The organism is Streptomyces sp. 5-10 (assembly GCF_014712245.1).
GTDB classification, from domain to species: domain Bacteria; phylum Actinomycetota; class Actinomycetes; order Streptomycetales; family Streptomycetaceae; genus Streptomyces; species Streptomyces violaceusniger.
Window position 1 is genome coordinate 26,553 of record NZ_JACVYG010000021.1, and the last position, 20,328, is coordinate 46,880.

6 protein-coding genes are annotated in these 20,328 nt (G+C 73.8%); all 6 read right to left on the minus strand.

Annotated elements, in window-relative coordinates:
- Window position 1: 1 nt before the first annotated feature.
- Window positions 2-916, minus strand: coding sequence for an ABC transporter ATP-binding protein (locus IEJ02_RS23130; RefSeq protein ID WP_020866317.1), 915 nt, complete (start codon window positions 914-916; stop codon window positions 2-4).
- A gap of 162 nt (window positions 917-1,078) precedes the next feature.
- Window positions 1,079-1,672 (minus strand): dTDP-4-dehydrorhamnose 3,5-epimerase family protein, encoded by a 594-nt coding sequence (locus tag IEJ02_RS23135; RefSeq protein ID WP_191066611.1) that lies wholly within the window; start codon window positions 1,670-1,672, stop codon window positions 1,079-1,081.
- Complete coding sequence (locus IEJ02_RS23140; RefSeq protein WP_317985884.1) at window positions 1,669-2,901, minus strand: activator-dependent family glycosyltransferase; 1,233 nt, start codon at window positions 2,899-2,901, stop codon at window positions 1,669-1,671. The genes IEJ02_RS23135 and IEJ02_RS23140 overlap by 4 nt, the downstream gene beginning before the upstream one ends.
- Window positions 2,902-2,936: 35 nt before the next feature.
- On the minus strand, window positions 2,937-3,722 hold the full coding sequence (locus tag IEJ02_RS23145) for a thioesterase II family protein (RefSeq protein WP_191066613.1): 786 nt from the start codon (window positions 3,720-3,722) through the stop codon (window positions 2,937-2,939).
- Window positions 3,723-3,803: 81 nt separating this feature from the next.
- Window positions 3,804-10,103: a type I polyketide synthase gene (locus IEJ02_RS23150; RefSeq protein WP_191066614.1), complete on the minus strand. Its 6,300-nt coding sequence runs from the start codon at window positions 10,101-10,103 to the stop codon at window positions 3,804-3,806.
- A 38-nt stretch (window positions 10,104-10,141) separates the two neighbouring features.
- Complete coding sequence (locus IEJ02_RS23155; protein ID WP_191066615.1) at window positions 10,142-20,314, minus strand: type I polyketide synthase; 10,173 nt, start codon at window positions 20,312-20,314, stop codon at window positions 10,142-10,144.
- Window positions 20,315-20,328: the final 14 nt, after the last annotated feature.

Below are 20,328 nucleotides of genomic sequence, written 5' to 3' on the forward strand. Positions count from 1 at the left end.
TTTAGTTGGCGGGCTTGGAGCCGGTCAGGGCGACGAAGGCGTCATCGAGACTCGCCTGCTCCAGGCGGAGTTCGTTCGCCACGATCTGATTGCGGGCCAGGACGGAGATCACGGCGTAGACGACATTGCCCTTGCCGACCACCGTCACCTGGGACTTGGACCGGGTCACACTGCTCACCTCGGGCAGCGAGGTGAGCAGTTCGTCGTCCATCGGGACGGACGGCTTGAAGCGGATGATCTGCTGCTCATCGACCCGGGACACCAGTCCGGAGGGGGTGTCGAGGGCGACGACCCGGCCGGATTCGATGATGGCGATCCGGTCGCAGAGCCGCTCGGCCTCCTCCATGAAGTGGGTGACCAGCAGCACGGTCACATCCTGCTCCCGGACCTTCTCGATCAGCTTCCAGGTCTCGCGCCTGGCGTGCGGGTCGAGCGCGGTGGTCAGCTCGTCGAAGACGGCGATCCTGGGCTTGCCGACGAGGGCCAGCGCGATGGACAGCCGCTGCTGCTGGCCGCCGGACAGCGATCCGTAGGCCGTGTCGGCCTTGCCCGACAGGCCCCAGTCCTTGATGAGCTCGCGCCAGTCGACGGGGTCGCGGTAGAAGGTGCTGTAGAGCTCGAGCGCCTCCCACACCTTCATCTTGGGCGGCAGTTCGCTCTGCTGGAGCTGGATACCGATGGACTCGCGCAGCTCCGCGAGGTCCTTGTCCTTCAGCGGGTCGAGACCCATCACGGAGATCTCGCCGCCGTCGCGCTTGCGCATGCCCTCGATGCACTCCACGGCGGTGGTCTTGCCCGCCCCGTTGGGGCCGAGGATGCCGAAGATCTCGCCCTCCTCCACGGAGAAGGACACGTCCTGTACCGCCACGTGATTGCGGTATTCCTTGCGCAGGTTACTGACCTCGATCAGCGGCATCGGCCCGGGTCCTCCTCGCTTTTGTTCTTCACTCTTCCACCGTAGGGAGCGGATATCCCCCGCGGATCGGCTCATCGGCTGCCCACCGGGCTGATCCTCCCTCCACCGGCCGGCCGATCGGCCGCATCAACCGATCGGTGGACGGGGGTACGCCGGGCCGGGTCAGCGCCGGGGGTGCAGCGCCCGGCAGACCTCGTAGGACGGCAGCAGACCGGCCCGTTCGGCCTCGGCCAGCCGCGGGGCGTTCCGGTCGCGCTCGGAGACCAGGTACTCCAGGTCCTTGGGCCAGGGCAGGCCGAGGGCCGGGTCGAAGGGGTCGATCTCGTGCTCGGCGCCCGGGTTGTACTCCTCCGAGTTGAGGTAGGCGGCCACGGTGTCGTCACGCAGCGCGATGAAGGCGTGGCCCAGGCCCTCCTCCAGATAGACCGCCCGGTACGAGACGGGGTCAAGACGCACACTGTCCCAGCGGCCGAAGGTGGGCGAGCCCACCCGCAGGTCCACCACCACATCGAGGAGTTCGCCGCTGACACAGGTCACCATCTTGGCCTGGCCGGGGGGTACGTCCGCGTAGTGCACCCCGCGGACGGTGCCGCGCCGGGAGACGCTGTGGTGGTTCTGGCCCAGGCGCAAGTGATGGCCGACGGCCGCGGAGAAGGCCGAGTCGGTGTAGTGGGCGACGAACGCGCCGCGCTCGTCGCGGTGGACGTCCGGGCTGAACTCGTAGGCGCCGGACACCGCCAGCTCGCGCACCTTCATCGGCCGTGCTCCATGGTGAGCTTCTCCAGCACCGGCACCACGTCGTGCGGGGTGGGGGTGCGCTGGTTCTCCGCGCGCAGCCGCTCGGCGGCCTCCTTGAACGACGCCTCCTTCAGCAGCCGCTCGACGCCCTCGCGCAGCACCTCGGCGGTCAACTCCGAGGCGTGGACGGCGAGTCCGGCACCGGCCTCGTGCAGACTGGTCCCCTTGTTCCACCAGTCGGCGTAGCGGATGGTGGGGATGAACTGCGGTACGCCGCCCGCCAAGGCGGTGCCCCAGGAGCCGAAGCCGCCGTGGTGGATGAGGACCGAGGCGCCGGGCAGCAGGGCGTGCAGCGGGACGAAGTCGACGATGCGGGTGTTGGCGGGGACCTTCTCCAGCGCCTCGACCTCCTCGGGCGGCAGTGCGGCCACCACGTCGATGTCCATGCTCCCCAGGGTGTCGATCATGTCGGCCACCGGCATGAAGGTGCCGCCCAGGGCCGCCCGTGCCGAGACCCCGGAGGTCAGCACGACCCGTGGCCGCTCGGGGGTCTCGCGCAGCCAGTCCGGGATGTCGGAGGGGCCGTTGTAGGGCAGATAGCGGACCGGGACCCGCTGGAGGGACAGCGGGAGCTGGAGGCTGGTGGGGATCTGGTCGATGGTCCACTGGCCAACCACGACCTCCTCGTCGAAGGTGCGGCCGTATCGGCCGAGGATGCCACCGAGCCAGTCGGCCATCGGGTCCTCGCGGCGCTCCTCGGGCTGCTCGGCGAGGCGGGCCAGGAACACCTCGCGCATCTTCGCGTAGATGTCGATGCACCACAGCAGCCGGGCGTGGGCGGCGCCCACGACGCGGGCGGCCACCGGGCCCGCGTAGCTGACCGGGTCCCAGATGACCAGGTCGGGCTGCCAGTGGCGGGCGTAGTCCACCAGCTCGTGCACCATGCAGTCGTTGTAGGTCTGGTACGCGAACATCACGCTGACCTTGAACTTCATCAGCACCTGTTCCCAGGAGTGCTGATCGAGCTCCGGGGTGGACCAGTCGGAGAGCGGGTTCTCCAGCGACTCGCGGTTCTGTGTCAGCATCTCGTGGAGATTGTGGTCCTTGCCGACGGAGACGGCCGTCAGACCGGTGCTCTTGATGGACTCGGTCAGCGCGGGGTTGCTGGCGACATGCACCTCATGGCCGGCCGCGGCCAGCGACCAGGCGAGCGGGACCATGGTGAACAGGTGTGATTTCTCGGACACCGTAGCGAAAAGGATACGCATCGTCGGTTTCTCTCTCAGTCGATGGGTCGTCGGGGGCGGGCGGTGGCCGCCCGCAGGGTGTCCGTGATGACTCCGGCCACCGCTGCCTTCTGCTCACCCAGGTAGAAGTGGCCGCCGGAGAAGACCTCCAGCCGGAAGGGGCCCGAGGTGTGCTCCCGCCAGCCCGCCACTTCCCGGGCGGTGACGCGGATGTCGCTGTCACCGGTGAGCCCCACGATGTCGCAGGCCAGCCGGGCGCCGGGCCGGTATGCGTAGGTCTCGGCCGCCTTGTAGTCGCTGCGGATGGCGGGCAGGGCCAGCCGCAGCAGTTCGGTGTCGCCGAGGATCCGGGAGTCGGTTCCGCTGACCAGCCGCAGCTCGGCGATGAGCCCGGCGTCGTCGCGCCGGTGGATGCCGAGGCTGCGGTGGTGGGAGGGCGCGGGCCGGCCCGAGGCGAAGAGCGCCACGGGCACGGTCCCCAGCTCCCCTTCGAGCAGCCTGGCCAGCTCGAACCCGACGCTCGCGCCCATGCTGTGGCCGAACAGCGCGATCGGCCGGTGTGCGGTGAGCGGCTTCAGCGCCTCGTAGATCTCGCGCGCCATCTCGTGGATGTCCTCGATGGGCGCTTCATGGCGGCGGTCCTGCCGCCCCGGGTACTGGACGGCCAGCGCCTCCACGGTCGGCGGCAGCAGCTCGGAGATCGGGAAGTAGAAGCTGGCGGCTCCCCCCGCGTGCGGCAGGCAGACCAGGCTGACCTCGGCCTCCGGGCGCGGATGGAACCTGCGGAACCACAGGCTCTCATCGGTGACGGGCAACGCCATGGTCGTCGTTCCTTGTCTGATGCGGGGGGCGTCTGAAGCGGGGTGTCCGGGCGGGGGTCGGGAGCGGGGTCAGGCGCGGGGTCAGGCGCCGTCGCGCGGCAGTCGCTCCAGCCAGTCCTCGATGGCCTGGGCGGTGGGGAGGGAGTGGTCCTCCATCATGGTGAAGTGGTTGCCACGGACATCGACGATGTCGTGCGGCAGCTCCCAGAAGGACCGCCAGTCGGGCAGTTCCTCCAGCTTCAGCGATCCGGTGGACAGCGGCTCCAGCGCGCGCACCAGGAGGGTGGGGGTCTCGATCGGCTCGGGGTCCCAGCCGCCGAAGAGGTTGAGATACCAGCCCATGGCCGACAGCCGGGCGTCGTCCATGGTGACGAACACGCCCTCGCGCTCGGTCATCCCGTCCATGAGCGAGAGCCCGAACTGGTTGAGGATGCTGCTCTTGGGCACGTAGGTGTCCACCAGGACCACCGCGGTCGGCCGGATGCCCATCCGCTCCAGGTGTCCCGCCGCCGCGTGGGCGAACCAGCCGCCCGCCGAGGAGCCCAGGAGCACGATGGGCTGCCCGTCGGCGGCCTTCGCCACCGCCTCGGCCTGCGCGGCCACCACCGCGTCCGCCGTCTCCGGAAGGGGCTCGCCGCGGCCGAAGCCCGGCAGCGCGAGGGCCGACACATCGCGCCGGCCCCGCAGCGAGGCCGCGAACCGCGCGTACTGGTGGATGCCCGCGACCGCCAGGCACGAGGAGAAGCAGAACATGTGCTGCTCGGCCGGGCCCTTGCTGAGCCGGACCGGCATCGGCAGCTTCTCCAGGTCGGAAGGGGCGCTGAACCGGGGCCGCAGCGCCGCCGTGGCGTGCAGCAGATCGAAGATTTCCTTCCACTTCCCGGTCTCGAACGCCTCGGTGTACAGCGTGCTCAGCGTGGTGGACTCCCCCGCCGCGGCGGGCGCCGCGCCCGCGGGCGTCCGCTCGGACGGGCCCGACTGCCGGGCCGCGGCCAGTTCGGAGCGGAGCCGGGCGGCCAGATCGGTGGGCGTCTCGTGGTCGAAGACGAGCGTGGCGGGCAGCCTGAGCCCGGTGGCCGCGTTCAGCCGGTTGCGCAGTTCGACCGCGGTGAGCGAGTCGAAGCCGGAGTCCACGAACTCATGGGCCGGGCCGATGGCGGACGGGTCCGGGTGGCCGAGCACGGTGGCCACCTGCGTGCACACCAACTCCACCAGTACGGCGTCCTGTTCGGCCTCGGACAGCGCGGCGAGCCGTTCCCGCAGCGCGGAGCCGCCGCCCGGCGAGCCACCGCGTGTGGCCGCGCCCGCCCGGCGCGCCGGTGTCCGCACCAGCCCGCGCAGCAGCAGCGGCACCGAGCCGGATCCGGCGCCCGCGCGCAGCGCCGCGAGGTCGATCCGCATCGGGATCAGCAGTGGGGTGTCCAGGGCGAGGGCGGTGTCGAGCAGTTCCATGCCCTGTTCGGAGGAGAGCGCGGCCACGCCCGAGCGGGCGGCCCCGGCCGTGTCCGCCGTACCGGTCATCGCGCTGGTCGGCGCCCACAGCCCCCAGGCGAGGGAGTGGGCGGGCAGCCCCTGCGCCCGGCGGGCCTGGGCGAAGGCGTCGAGGAAGCCGTTGGCGGCCGCGTAGTTGCCCTGGCCCGCGCCGCCGAGCACACCGGCGGCCGAGGAGAACAGCACGAACGCGGCCAGGTCCAGCTCCCGGGTGGCCTCGTGGAGGTGGAGCGCGGCGTCGACCTTGGGACGCAGCACGGTGTCCAGCCGCTCGGGGGTGAGCGAGGAGATCACCCCATCATCCAGCACCCCGGCGGTGTGGAACACCCCGGTGAGCGGGTGGTCGGCGGGCACCTGGGCCACCAGGGCGGCCACGGCGTCCCGGTCGGCGGTGTCGCACGCGGCCACGGTCACGGTCGCGCCGAGTTCGGTCAGCTCCTCGCACAGCCGCCCGGCCCCCTCGGCGGCCGGTCCCCGGCGGCTGGTCAGCAGCAGATGGCGGACGCCGTGGCGGGTCACCAGGTGGCGGGCGAGCAGCCCGCCGAGCGTACCGGTGGCGCCGGTGATCAGCACGGTGCCCTCGGGGTCCAGGGCCCGGGTGGCGCCGGTGGCGCCCTGGGCGCGGGCGAGCCGCGGGGTGTGTGCCTGTCCGGCGCGCAGCGCGAGCTGCGGCTCCCCGGAGGGGAGGGCCGCCGGGATGGCGCGTACGGACTCCTCGTGCTCGTCGAGGTCGAGGAGGGTGAACCGGTCGGGGTTCTCCGACTGCGCCGAGCGCACCAGGCCCCAGACGGCGGCGCCCGGCAGATCGGTGACCTCCACGCCGGGCGCGGTGGCCACCGCGCCACGGGTGACGAACACCAGCCGGGAGTCGGTGAACCGCTCATCGGCCGACCACTTCCGGGCCAGCTCCAGGGCGGTGCGCAGGGAGTCCCGCACCGCGTCGGCCGGTGCGCCGGGCCCGGCGGCACAGGACACCAGGACCGCCGCGGGGGCGGCCGTACCGGCGTCGACGGCCGCGCCCAGCGACTCCAGGTCCACATACGACTCCAGGTGGACCCCGGCCGCGAAGAGGCTCTCGGTGACCTCCAGTCCGTCGTCACCGACCAGCGCGGCCCGGGTCAGCGGGGTGGGCCGGCCCGCGCCCGCGAGCGCGGGCCAGTCGAGCTGGAACAGCGACTCGCTGCTCGCGGCGCGGGCGCCGCTGAGCTGATCGCCGGTCATCTTGCGCAAGCGCAGGCCCTCGACGGTGGCCACCGGGCGGCCGGTGGGGTCGGCCACCGCGAGCGCCACGGTGTCCTCCCCGGCCGGGGAGATCCGCACCCGCACCTCGTCGGCCCCGGCGGCGTGCAGCGACACCCCGGTCCAGGAGAACGGCAGCCGCCCCTGCGCCGTCTCGGGGTCCTCCCCGGCGAAGAGGGTGCCGAGCGCGATGCCGTGCAGGGAGGCGTCGAGCAGGGCCGGGTGGATCCCGTACCCGGCGGCGGCCGGCCGCTGCTCCTGGGCCAGCCGCACCTCGGCGAACACCTCGTCGCCGCGCAGCCAGGCGGCGCGCAGGCCCCGGAAGGCCGGGCCGTAGCCGAAGCCACCCGCCGCGTACCGCTCGTACATGTCGCTGACGTCGAGTTCGGTGGCGTCCGCCGGAGGCCACGCGGTCAGCTCGGCGGGGGCAGCAGGTGTGGCGGTGGCGAGCGTGCCGGTGGCGTGCGGGGTCCACGGCTCGCCGAACCCGGCGCCCTCGGGGCGGGAGTGGACGTTCAGCGGGCGCCGTCCGCTCTCGTCGGGTTCGCCCACGGTCACCCGGAGGGTGAGCGCGCCACGGGCGGGGAGGATCAGCGGCGCCTGGAGGGTCAGCTCCTCGACCTGGTCGCGGCCGACCTGGTCACCGGCCTGGATCGCGAGCTCGAGGAACGCGGTGCCGGGGAAGAGGACCGTGCCGGAGACGGCGTGGTCGGCCAGCCAGGGCTGGGCGGCCAGGGACAGCCGCCCGGTGAGCACCAGGCCGTCGGTGTCGGCGAGTTCGACGGCGGCGCCCAGCAGCGGATGCCCGGCCGATCCCAGCCCCGCCGAGGCCACATCGCCCGCCCGGTCCTGGCCGTCCAGCCAGTAGCGCTGCCGCTGGAAGGCGTACGTGGGCAAATCCACCCTACGGGCGCCACGGCCCGCGAACACCTTCTCCCAGTCCACCGCGCCACCGTGGGCGTGCACCCGGCCCACCCCGGCCAGCAGCGACGCGGCCTCGTCGCGGTCCTTGTGGAGCAGGGTGATGAACGCGGCGGCGTCGGGGGCGGCGACGCACTCCTGCCCCATCACGGACAGCACACCGGACGGGCCGACCTCCACATAGCGGGTCACGCCCTGGTCCTCGAGGAACCGCATCCCGTCCTGGAACCGCACCGGCTGCCGCACATGGCGCACCCAGTACTCGGGCGAGCACAGCTCCTCGGCCGCCGCCTCGCCGGTCACGTTGGAGACCACCGCGATCCGGGGGGTGGCGTAGGTCAGCTCACCGGCGACCTTGGCGAACTCCTCCAGCATGGGATCCATCAGCGGCGAGTGGGAGGCGACGCCGACCCGCAGCCGCTTGCTCTTGACGCCCACCGCTTCCGCGATCCTCAGGACGGCCGTCTCCTCACCGGAGATCACCGTGGCGGCCGGGCCGTTGACCGCGCCCAGGACCACCCGGTCCTCCTGGCCCTCCAGATGGGGCAGCACCTCGGCCTCGCCGGTCTGGAGCGAGACCATCGCGCCTCCGGCGGGCAGCGCGTCCATCAGCCGGCCCCGGGCCGCGACCAGCGCGCACGCGTCCTCCAGCGAGAACACGCCCGCCACATGGGCCGCCGCCAGCTCGCCCACCGAGTGGCCGACCAGGAAGTCCGCGGTCACGCCCCAGGACTCCAGCAGCCGGTACAGCGCCACCTCGACGGCGAAGAGACCGGCCTGGGTGTAGAGGGTCCGGTCCAGCAGCTCGGCGTCCTCGCCGAAGACCACCTCGCGCACCGCGTGCCCGGCATGGCCGTCCAGGTGGCGGTCGAGCTCGGCGCAGACGGTGTCGAACGCGGCGGCGAAGACCGGGAAGGCGGTGTGCAGGGCGCGTCCCATGCCGAGCCGCTGTGCGCCCTGCCCGGTGAACAGGAACGCCGTCGTGCCCGCACCGGCCACCGCGCCGGGGGTGACGCCGGAGGCCAACTGGTCGAGTTCGCCGAGCAGTTCGGCACGGTCCGAACCCACGACCACCGCGCGGTGGGCGAAGGCGGAGCGGGTGAGCGCCAGCGAGTAGCCGATGTCCACGGGGGACGGCCCGGGGGCGCCCGCCACGTAGGACCGCAGCCGCGCGGCCTGGGCCCGCAGGGCCTCCTCGGTCCGCCCCGACAGCGGCCACGGCACCAGGTCGGACGACACGGCGGCGGGCGCGGTGTCCGCGGGTGTCTGGTCGGCCGGTGTCTGGTCGGCGGGTGTCTGGTCGGCCGGTGTCTGGTCGGCGGCCTCCTCCGCGGTCTCCTCGGCGGGGGCCTGCTCCAGGATCACATGGGCGTTGGTACCGCTGAATCCGAAGGCGGACACGGCGGCGCGGCGCGGCCGTGCCGCCTCCGGCTCGGGCCACGGCCGGGCCTCGGCCAGCAGCCGTACCGAGCCCGACTCCCAGTCCACGTTGGGCGTCGGCTCCTCGGCGTGCAGGGTCTTGGGCAGGACGCCGTGGCGCAGCGCCAGCACCGTCTTGATGACCCCGCCGACGCCCGCGGCGGCCTGGGTGTGGCCGATGTTGGACTTCAGCGAACCGAGCCACAGCGGCCGGTCCTCGGGGCGGTCCTGGCCGTAGGTGGCGAGCAGCGCGCCCGCCTCGATGGGGTCGCCGAGCGGGGTGCCGGTGCCGTGGGCCTCGACCGCGTCCACATCGGCCGGGGTCAGCCCGGCGTCGGCCAGTGCCTGCCGGATGACGCGCTGCTGGGAGGGGCCGTTGGGGGCGGTGAGCCCGCTGCTGGCGCCGTCCTGGTTGGTGGCGGAGCCGCGGACGACCGCGAGCACCTGGTGTCCGGCTGCCCGCGCGTCCGACAGCCGCTCCACCAGCAGCATGCCCACGCCCTCGCCCCAGCCGGTGCCGTCGGCGGACGCGGCGAACGCCTTGCAGCGGCCGTCGGAGGCGAGCCCGCGCTGGCGGCTGAAGTCCACGAAGGCCACCGGTGTGGACATCACCATCGACCCGCCGACCAGGGCAAGGGTGCACTCCCGGCGGCGCAGCGCCTGCGCGGCGAGGTGCAGGGCCACCAGCGAGGACGAGCAGGCGGTGTCCACGGTGACCGCGGGCCCTTCGAGACCGAAGGTGTAGGCGATACGGCCGGAGGCGATGCTGCCGGAGCCACCGCTGCCCACGTACCCCTCGACATCGTCGGGAACCTGGCGCAGCCGGGTCGCGTAGTCCTGGTACATCACCCCCGCGAAGACGCCGGTGCGGCTGCCGCGCAGCGTGGCCGGGTCGACCCCGGCCCGCTCCATGGCCTCCCACGCGGTCTCCAGCAGCAGCCGCTGCTGCGGGTCCATGGCCAGGGCCTCGCGCGGGGAGATGCCGAAGAACGCGGGGTCGAAGTGGTCGGCGTCGGTGACGAAGCCGCCTTCGCGCGCATAGCTCGTCCCCGGCTTGTCCGGGTCCGGGTCGTACAGGGCCTCCAGGTCCCAGCCCCGGTCGGCGGGGAACTCGGTGACCGCGTCGCGGCCGTTCGCCACCAGCTCCCACAGGTCCTCCGGCGAGGCCACGCCACCGGGGTAGCGGCAGGCCATCCCGACGATGGCGATGGGCTCGTGGTCCTTTGCCTCGGCCTCCTGGAGGCGCTGGCGAGTACGGTGCAGATCCGTGGTCACTCGCTTGAGGTAGTCGCGGAGCTTTGCCTCGCTCACCGTTTACCGCCCATCTCTGTGAATTCCAACTCCGTGCACTACAGGCCGAGTTCGTTCTCGATGAAGTCGAAGATCTCGTCGTCCGAGGCGGCGTCGATGCGGCCGGCGACCGCGTCCTCCGCGTCCTCCGGGCCCTGGCCGAGCCGTACCAGCAGGTCTTGCAGGCGCGAGGCGAGCGTGGTGCGCGCCTCGTCGTCGGCGGCCACCTCGGCCAGGTTGCTTTCCAGGGCGTCGAGTTCCGGGAAGGTCATCGACGCGGCGGTGAATGCCTCCGGGGCGATGTCCGCTTCCAGGTACGCGGCGATCGCCGTGGAGGTGGGGTAGTCGAAGAGCAGGGTCACCGGCAGTCGCCGGCCGGTGGCCTTGCCGAGCTGGTTGCGGAGTTCGACCGCGGTGAGCGAGTCGAAGCCGAGGTCGAGCAGACCGCGCTCCGCCTCGACGGCCGCCACCGAGTCGAAGCCCAGCACCCCGGCCACGGTGGTGCGGACCAGGTCCAGCAGGAACCGCCCGCGCTCGGCCTCCGGCAGGCTCGTCAGATGCTGCTTGAGCCCGTCGGGCCGCGCGGGCGCGGCCCCGGCTCCGGCGGCCGTCCGCCGGGCGGGCCTGGTGGCGGGCCCGGCCCTCACCAGCCCGCGCAGCAGCGCCGGTACGTCACCGGACCGCGCCCCGAGCGCCGCGGCGTCGAGCCGCATCGGCAGCACGACGGCGGTGTCCACGGCGCGTGCGGCGTCGAAGAGCCCGGCGCCGTCCTGCGAGGAGAACGGGACGATGCCACCGCGCGCCAGCCGGTTGAGATCGGCGCCCGCCAGCTTGCCGGTCATCTCGCTGCGCTGGGCCCACAGCCCCCACGCGTGTGACTGGACGGGCCGGCCCTGGGCGCGGCAGTGCTGGGCGAAGGCGTCGAGGAAGGCGTTGGCCGCCGCGTAGTTGCCCTGGCCCATCCCGCCGAAGGTGCCGGCGATGGAGGAGAACAGGATGAGCGCGGACAGGTCCAGGCCGCAGGTCAGCTCGTGCAGGGTGAGCGCGGCGTCGACCTTGGGCCGCAGCACCCGGTCGATCCGCTCGGGGGTGAGCGAGGAGACCACACCGTCGTCCAGGACGCCCGCCGTGTGCACGACGGCCGTCAGCGGATGGGCGGCGGGGACGGTGGCGAGCAGCGCGGCCAGCGCCTCCCGGTCGGCCACGTCGCAAGCGGCGAGGGTGACCTCGGCGCCCAAATCCGCCAGTTCGGCGTGGAGTTCGGCCGCGCCCTCGGCGTCCGGGCCACGGCGGCTCGTGAGCAGCAGATGCCGCACACCGCCCTCGGCCACCAGATGGCGGGCGATGACCCCGCCGATGGTGCCGGTGGCCCCGGTGACCAGCACCGTGCCGCCGGGGTCCCAGGCGGGGGGTGCGGTGTCGGGGACGGGGGTGGTGGCGAGCCTGGCCACGGTGATGTCGCCCTGGCGCACGGCCAGTTGCGGCTCGTCCAGGGCGAGCGCGGTCGGCAGGGCGAGCGCCGACTCCTCGTGCTCGTCGAGGTCGACGAGCACGAACCGGTCGGGGTTCTCCGACTGCGCGGAGCGCACCAGACCCCAGACGGCGGCGTGCGCCAGATCGGGTACGTCCGCGCCGGGCGCGGTGGCCACCGCGCCCCGGGTGAGGAACACCAGGCGGGAGTCGGCGAACCGGTCCTCGGTCAGCCAGGCCCGGAGCAGCGCCAGCGCCCGGTGGGTCGCGGCCCGTACGGCGTCGGCCACGCCCTGGGGCTCCGGTGCGCAGGGCACCAGTACGGTGGCGGGCACGGCGGCCGGGTCGGCGGGCAACGCCTCCAGGCTCGGGTAGGTGTGCACATCGAGTCCGACCAGCTTGAAGTCGTCGTCGCCGAGCAGGGCCCAGTGCCCGGAGGGCTGTTCGGGCGTGGCCGCGGAGGTGTCGGCGGCCACCCAGTCGAGCCGGTAGAGCCAGTCGCCGCCGGTGGCGGCGTCGCCGAGCCGTTCGGGCCGCTTGCGCAGCACCAGCGATTCGACGGTGGCCACCGGCCGTCCGATGGTGTCCGCCACGGTCAGGGCCACCGTGTCGGTGCCGCTGGGCGTGAGCCGCACCCGTACCTCACCGGCCCCGGAGGCGTGCAGCGTCACCCCGGTCCAGGAGAACGGCAACCGGCCCTCGCCCGCCTGGAGCATCGGGCCGAGCGCGATGGTGTGCAGCGCGGCGTCCAGCAGGGCCGGGTGCAGTCCGTAGGCGGTGGCGGCGGACTGCTGCTCCTGCGCCAGCCGTACCTCGGCGAACACCTCGTCGCCGCGCAGCCAGGCCGCGCGCAGCCCCTGGAACGACGGGCCGTAGCCGAAGCCGCCCGCGGCGAACCGCTCGTACAGGTCCCCGACCTCGATCGGCTCGGCGCCCGGCGGCGGCCACGCCCCGCCCAGGTCGTACGAGCCCTCGGCGGCACCGGCCGCCAGCACCCCCGTGGCGTGCCGGGTCCACGGCTGCTCGCGGTCCGCGTCCTCGGGGCGGGAGTAGACGTTCAGGGCGCGCCGGCCGTCCTCCTCGGGCGGGTCCACCACCAGCTGGAGGGTGATGGCGCCGCGCTCGGGGAGGATGAGCGGTGCCTGGAGGGTCAGCTCGTCGACCCGGTCGCAGCCCACCCGGTCACCGGCCTGGATCGCGAGCTCCAGGAAGGCGGTGCCCGGGAAGAGGACCACACCGGAGACCGCGTGGTCGGCCAGCCAGGGCTGGCCGCGCGTGGACAGCCGCCCGGTGAGCACCAGCCCGTCGCTGTCGGCGAGTTCGACGGCGGCGCCCAGCAGCGGATGCCCGGCCGGGCCGAGACCGGCCGAGGCCACATCGCCCACGGTGGCGGGCGCGTCCAGCCAGTAGCGCTGCCGCTGGAAGGCGTACGTGGGCACATCCACCCTACGGGCGCCACGGCCCGCGAACACCTTCTCCCAGTCCACCGCGCCGCCATGGGCGTGCACCCGGCCCACCCCGGCCAGCAGGGACGCGGCCTCGCCGCGGTCCTTGCGCAGCAGCGGGACGAACGCGGCGTCGGTGTCGGTCTCGATCTCGGTATCGGCGTCGGCGTCGGCGTCGGCCAGGCACTCCTGGCCCATGGCGGAGAGCACACCGGCGGGGCCGATCTCGACGAAGCGGGTCACATTCCGCTCGGCGAGGAAGCGGATGCCGTCCCCGAAGCGCACCGCCCGGCGGACGTGGCGCACCCAGTACTCCGGCGAGCACAGCTCCTCGCCCGCCGCCTCACCCGTGACGTTGGAGACCACCGCGATGCGCGGCGCGGAGTAGCCGATCCCGGCGGCCACCGTGCCGAACTCGGCGAGCATGGCGTCCATCAGCGGCGAGTGGAAGGCGTGGGACACGGTGAGCCGCCTGCTCTTGGCCCCGACCGCCTCAGCGATCCGCAGGACGGTGTCCTCGTCACCGGAGATGACGGTCGCCCGCGGCCCGTTGACCGCCGCCACGCTGACCCGGTCCTCGTGGCCTTCGAGATGCGGCTCCACCTCGGCCTCGGCCGCCTGGAGCGAGACCATCGCACCGCCCTCCGGCAGCGCCTGCATCAGCCGGCCCCGGGCGGCCACCAGCGCACAGGCGTCCTCCAGCGAGAACACCCCCGCCACATGGGCGGCCGCCAACTCCCCCACCGAATGCCCGACCAGGAAGTCCGGCGCGATACCCCAGGACTCCACCAGCCGGAACAGCGCCACTTCCAGGGCGAACAGCCCGGTCTGGGTGAACACGGTCCGGTTCAGCGGCTCCGCGTCCTCGCCGAAGACCACCTCCCGCACCGAGCCGTCCAGATGGCGGTCCAGCTCCGCGCACACCGCGTCGAACGCCGCCGCGAACACCGGGAAGGCGTCGTACAACTCCCGCCCCATGCCCGGCCGTTGAGCGCCCTGCCCGGTGAACAGGAAGGCCGTCTTCCCGGCGTCGGCCACTGTCTCCCGGGCCGTCCCCGAGGCCAGCTCCGCCAGGCCCCGCAGCAGCTCCTCCCGCTCGGCGCCGACGACCACGGCGCGGTGGCCGAAGGCCGAGCGCCCCGTCGCCAGCGCGTAGCCGACATCCACCGGGCGCAGCTCCGGCCGGTCCTCCAGATGGGCCCGCAGCCGCCCGGCCTGCGCCCGCAGCGCGGTCTCGCCGCGCGCGGAGAGCACCCACGGCACCACATCGGAGTCGACCGTCCGCTCGGCCACCGGCGCGGTGTGCTCGGGGCCCTGCTCCAGCACCACATGCACGTTCGTGCCGCTGACGCCGAAGGCGGACACGCCCGCGCGCCGCGGCCGTCCCGTCTCGGGCCACTCCCGGGCCTCGGTCAGCAGCTCCACCGCACCGGCCGACCAGTCCACGTCGGGCGAGAGCTCATCGGCGTGGAGGGTCTTCGGCAGCACGCCGTGGCGCAGTGCCAGGACCGTCTTGATGACCCCGGCGACACCCGAAGCGGCCTGCGTGTGGCCGATGTTGGACTTCAGCGCGCCCAGCCACAGTGGCCGGTCCGCGTCCCGCCCCTGGCCGTAGGTGGCCATCAGGGCCTGTGCCTCGATGGGGTCACCGAGCCGGGTGCCGGTGCCATGGGCCTCGACCGCGTCCACATCGGCGGCCGACAGGCCCGCACCGGCCAGCGCCTGGCGGATCACCCGCTGCTGGGAGGGACCGTTGGGGGCGGTGAGGCCGTTGCTGGCGCCGTCCTGGTTGACGGCCGAGCCGCGCACCAGCGCCAGCACCTCGTGGCCGCCTGCCCGGGCGTCGGACAGCCGCTCCAGCAGCAGCATGCCGACGCCCTCGGCCCACCCGGCGCCGTCGGCGTCCGCCGAGAACGCCTTGCAGCGGCCGTCGGGGGCCATGGCCCGCTGCCGGCTGAACTCGATGAAGGTGTCCAGCGTGGACATCACCACGACACCGCCCGCGAGCGCCAGCGAGCACTCCCCCTGGCGCAGCGCCTGCGCCGCCTGGTGGAGGGCGACCAGCGAGGACGAGCAGGCGGTGTCCACGGTGACCGCAGGCCCTTCGAGGCCGAAGGTGTACGAGATGCGCCCGGACGCCACGCTGCTCGCGCTGCCGGTGGCCAGATAGCCCTCGAACTCCTCGGGCGCGCGGGTGAAGCGCGAGCCGTAGTCGTTGTAGCTGGCGCCGATGAACACTCCGGCCTGGGTGCCCTTCACCGAGGCCGGATCGATCCCGGCCCGTTCGAACGCCTCCCAGCTGGTCTCCAGCAGCAGCCGCTGCTGGGGGTCGATGGCGAGCGCCTCGCGCGGCGAGATCCCGAAGAACTCGGGGTCGAAGTGGTCGGCCTGGTGGAGGAAGCCACCGCCGGTGGCGTAGAACGTGCCCGGCTTGTCGGGGTCGGGGTCGTAGTGGCCCTCGATGTCCCAGCCGCGGTCGGTGGGGAAGTCCGAGACGGCGTCCCGGCCGTCCATCAGCAGCCGCCACAGCTCCTCGGGGGTGGTCACCCCGCCGGGGAGGCGGCAGCTCATGGCCACGATGGCGATCGGGTCGTCGTCCACCGCGACGGCGGCGGGCACCGGGCCCGCCGGGGCGGTGGCCCCGGTCTCACCGGCGCCGCTCTCGGCGAGCAGGAAGCGGGCCAGCGCGGTGACGGTCGGGTAGTCGAAGACGAGGGTGACCGGCAGCCGCAGCCCGGTGGCCGCGTTCAGCCGGTTGCGCAGGTCGACGGCGGTCAGCGAGTCGAAGCCCAGTTCACGGAAGGCGCGCCCGGCCTCGACCGCCGCGGTCTCGGAGTAGCCGAGCGCGGCGGCCACTTCGGTGCTGACGAGGTCGGCCAGTACCTCCTCGGCCTCCTGGGGCGACAGCCCGGCCAGCCGCTGGGCCAGCGGGGTGTCCTCCTCACCCGTGGTGGCGGCCGCCGCCTCCGCCCGCCGGGCGTCGGGGAGTTCGCCGAGCACGGCGGCCCCCTCCAGGGAGGGGGTGGCGGCGATGAGCCGGTCCCACTCGACATCGGCCACGGCCACATGGGTGTCGGCCACGTCCAGGGCGCGCTGGAGGGCGGCGATCGCCAGGTCGGGCGCCATCGCGGGCATACCGGTGGCGCGCAGCCGCGCCTCGACGGCCTCGTCCACCAGTCCGCCGCCGGACCACGCGCCCCAGGCCACCGAGGTGGCGGGCAGGCCCTGGGCGCGGCGGGCGTGTGCGAGCGCGTCGAGGAAGGCGTTGGCGGCCGCGTAGCTGCCCTGGCCGGGGCCGCCGAGCGTGCCCGCGAAGGAGGAGAAGAGCACGAAGGCGGACAGCTCGCGGTCACGGGTGAGCTCGTGCAGATGGAGCGCCGCGTCCACCTTCGGGCGCAGCACCCCGTCGGCGCGCTCGGGGGTGAGGGTGTCGAGCACCCCGTCGTCCAGGACGCCCGCGGTGTGGACCACCGCGTCGAGCGGGGCCTCGTCCGCGTCCAGCGTGGCGAGGAGGTCGGCCAGCGCGTCGCGGTCGGCGGCGTCGCACGCGGCCACGGTCACCCGGACCCCCGACTCCCTTATATCGTCAGCGAGTTCGGCCGCCCCGGGGGTGTCGGGGCCCCGGCGGCTGGTGAGCACCAGGTGTTCGGCGCCGCCCCGGGCCAGCCAGCGCGCCACATGGGCGCCCAGGCCGCCGGTGCCGCCGGTCACCAGCACGGTGCCGCGCGGCCGCCACGGCGCGGTGGCGTCGGCCGGCGCCGCCGAGGCCCTGACCAGCCTGCGCCCGTGGACCCCGGAGGCGCGCACCGCGACCTGGTCCTCGTCGGTGAGCCGGCCCGCGAGCACACCGCACAGCCGCGCGAGGGCGCGGTCGTCGAGGGTGCCGGGCAGATCCACCAGACCGCCCCGGCGCCGCGGGTACTCCACGGCGGCGATCCGGCCCAGGCCCCAGGTGAGGCCCTGGAGCGGGTGGTCCAGCGCGTCCGCGCGGCCCACGGACACCGCCCCGCGCGTGGCGTACCACACCGGGACGTCGGCGCCGGTGTCGCCGAGCGCCTGCAACAGGGCGAGGTTGAGGGCCAGGCCGAGCGGCTGTGCCGTGCCCGCGCGGTACGGGTCCTCGACGAGCGCGAGGAGCGAGAGCACCGCGGTCGGTGGTGGCGCCTCCGCCGTGGCCTCACCGAGCCCGCGGGCGAGCGCATCGCGTACGGCGTCGGCTTCGGTCAGTTCCACCAGCCGCACCTGGGCGCCGCGTTCCCGCAGCGCCTCCGCGACGCGCGGGCCCTCCGGCGCTCCGGCGGGCGCGGCGATCAGCCAGGTGGCACCGGCCAACGAGCGGTCGTGGGGTGAGGTGAGGGCGTCGCCCAGGGGCTTCCAGCTGACGTGGTAGCGCCAGGAGTCGAGCACAGACCGCTCGCGGCGCGCCCGGCGCCACGCGGCCAGCGCCGGAACCACCATGGCCAGGGACGACTCCTCGGCGTCCACCTCCAGCGCGGCGGCCAGCGCGGCCAGGTCCTCGCGCTCCACGGCGTCCCAGAAGTCCGCGTCCACCGCGTCGCCTTCGGCGGGTGCGGAGGAGCCTTCGAGCCAGTAGCGCTGCCGCTGGAAGGCGTACGTGGGCAGTTCCACGACCGCGGCCCCGGCGCACACCGCGGCCCAGTCGACGGCCACGCCCCGGACGAACGCCTCGCCCAGCGAGGCCAGGAACCGCTCGGGACCGCCCTCGTCGCGGCGCAGCGACCCCACCACCACGGCGTCCTCGACGGTCGCCTGGAGCGGCATCGTCAGCACCGGATGCGGGGACATCTCCAGGAACGTGCCGAACCCGGCGGCCGAGAGAGCCCGCACCGCCGACTCCAGCTCGACCGTCTCCCGCAGATTGGTGTACCAGTACCCGGCGTCGAGCCCGGTGGTGTCGATGGTGTCGCCGGTGACCGTCGAGCAGAACGGCACCTCGGCGCGGCGCGGGGCGATCGGCGCCAGGACGTCGAGGAGTTCGTCGCGCAACTCCTCGACATGGGCCGAGTGGGACGCGTAGTCCACCGGGATCAGCTTCGCCCGTACGTCCTCGGCCTCACACTCCGCCTGGAGCTCACGCAGCGCCTCCGGATCGCCGGACACCACGATCGAACCCGGACCGTTGACCGCCGCCACGGAGATACGCCCGTCCCACGCGACGATCCGCCCTCGCACCCGGTCGGCGCCCTCCGAGACGGACATCATGCCGCCACGGCCCGCCAGTCCACGGGCGATGGCCTGCGACCGCAGGGCCACCACCCGCGCCCCGTCCTCCAGCGACAGCGCACCCGCCACCACCGCCGCCGCGATCTCCCCCTGCGAATGCCCCACCACGGCGGCGGGAGTCACACCACACGCCCGCCACACCTCCGCCAGCGACACCATCACCGCCCACAACGCCGGCTGCACCACATCCACCCGCTCCAACCCCGGACCCTCACCCCGCAACACCCCGGTCAACGACCAGTCGACGAACGCTGCAAGCGCCGCCTCACACTCCGCGATCCGCCCCGCGAACACCGGCGAAGCATCCAGCAACTCCACCGCCATCCCCACCCACTGCGACCCCTGCCCCGGGAACACGAACACCGGACGGGCGTCGGTGGCCGTCACTCCCCCGCCGCGCACCACGCGCGGGGACTCGCCGCCCGACGCCAGTGCGCCCAGCGCGTCGATCAGCTCGTCGCGGTCGCCGCCCAGGACCAGCGCGCGGTGGTCGAAGCGGCCGCGGGTGGTGGCGAGCGAGTGGCCGACGTCGGCCGGGGACAGCCCGGGGCGCGCGGTCACATGTGTCAGCAGCCGCTCGGCCTGCGCCCGCAGGCCCGCCGCGCTCTTCGCCGACAGCACCCACGGCACCACTCCGCCGCCCACCGGTGCCATGCCCTCGGCCACCGCCTCCGAAGGCTCCTCCTCGGGCGCCTCCTCGAGGATGGTGTGCACATTGGTGCCACTGGCCCCGAAGGCCGAGATGGCGGCCCGGCGGGGCTCCTCGCCGCGCGGCCACTCCCTGGCCTCGGTCAGCAGCTCCACCGCCCCCGCCGACCAGTCGATCCGCGAGGAGCGCTCCTCGGCGTGGAGTGTCCTGGGCAGCAGGCCGTGGCGCATGGCCTGCACCATCTTGATGACACCGCCGACCCCGCCGGCGGCCTGCGGATGGCCGATGTTGGACTTCAGCGAGCCGATCAGCACGGGGCGGTCCGCCGGGCGGTCCTTCCCGTACGTGGCGAGCAGCGCGCCCGCCTCGATCGGGTCCCCCAGCGGGGTGCCGGTGCCATGGGCCTCGACCGCGTCGATCTGCTCCGCCGTCAGCGCGGCGTTGGCGAGCGCCTGGCGGATCACCCGCTGCTGGGAGCGGCCGTTGGGGGCGGTGAGGCCGTTGCTGGCGCCGTCCTGGTTGACGGCCGAGCCGCGGACGACGGCCAGCACTTCGTGGCCGCCTGCCCGGGCGTCCGAAAGGCGCTCCAGCAGCAGCATGCCGACGCCCTCGCCGAGGCCCATGCCGTCGGCCCCCTCGGCGAACGCCTTGCAGCGGCCGTCCCGCGCCAGCCCGCGCTGCCGGGCGAAGCCGATGAGCCCCATCGGGGCGCCCATCACGGCGGCGCCGCCCGCGAGGGCGAGGGAGCAGTCGCCCTGGCGCAGCGACTGGCAGGCCAGGTGGAGGGCGACCAGCGAGGACGAGCAGGCGGTGTCGATGGTGACGGCCGGGCCCTCCAGGCCCAGGGTGTAGGCCACACGGCCGGACATGATGCTCGCGGAGATGCCCGTGACCAGGTGGCCCTCAAGGCCCTCGGGCATATGGGGCCAGTCGGGGACGTAGCCCTGGTAGGCGGCGCCCACGAAGACGCCGGTCTTGCTGCCGCGCAGCGCCGCCGGATCGATTCCGGCGCGCTCGAACGCCTCCCAGGAGGTTTCCAGCAGCAGCCGCTGCTGGGGGTCCATCACGGTGGCCTCGCGGGGCGAGATGCCGAAGAAGGCGGGGTCGAACTGGTCGGCGTCGTGGAGGAATCCGCCCTCGGTGGCGTAGACGGTGCCCTGCCGGTCGGGGTCCGGGTCGTAGAGGTTCTCCAGGTCCCAGCCGCGGTTGCCGGGGAATCCGGAGATGGCGTCGCGCTCGCCGGTGACCAGCTCCCACAGGTCCTCGGGGCCGCGCACATCGCCGGGGTAGCGGCAGCTCATCGCCACGATGGCGATGGGTTCCCGGGAGGCGGCGGTGAGGTGCTGATTGACCCGGCGCAGCCGTTCGGTCTCCTTCAGAGACTCCCGCAGCGCGCCAACGATCTTGTCGGTTGGGTTTGCCATTGTCAGCTCCGCAG

Excerpts from the sequence above, each read along its gene's own strand:
- IEJ02_RS23130 (WP_020866317.1), bottom strand. The coding sequence starts at position 916 with ATGCCGCTGATCGAGGTCAGTAACCTGCGCAAGGAATACCGCAATCAC.
- IEJ02_RS23135 (WP_191066611.1), bottom strand. The coding sequence starts at position 1,672 with ATGAAGGTGCGCGAGCTGGCGGTGTCCGGCGCCTACGAGTTCAGCCCG.
- IEJ02_RS23145 (WP_191066613.1), bottom strand. The coding sequence starts at position 3,722 with ATGGCGTTGCCCGTCACCGATGAGAGCCTGTGGTTCCGCAGGTTCCAT.
- IEJ02_RS23155 (WP_191066615.1), bottom strand. The coding sequence starts at position 20,314 with ATGGCAAACCCAACCGACAAGATCGTTGGCGCGCTGCGGGAGTCTCTG.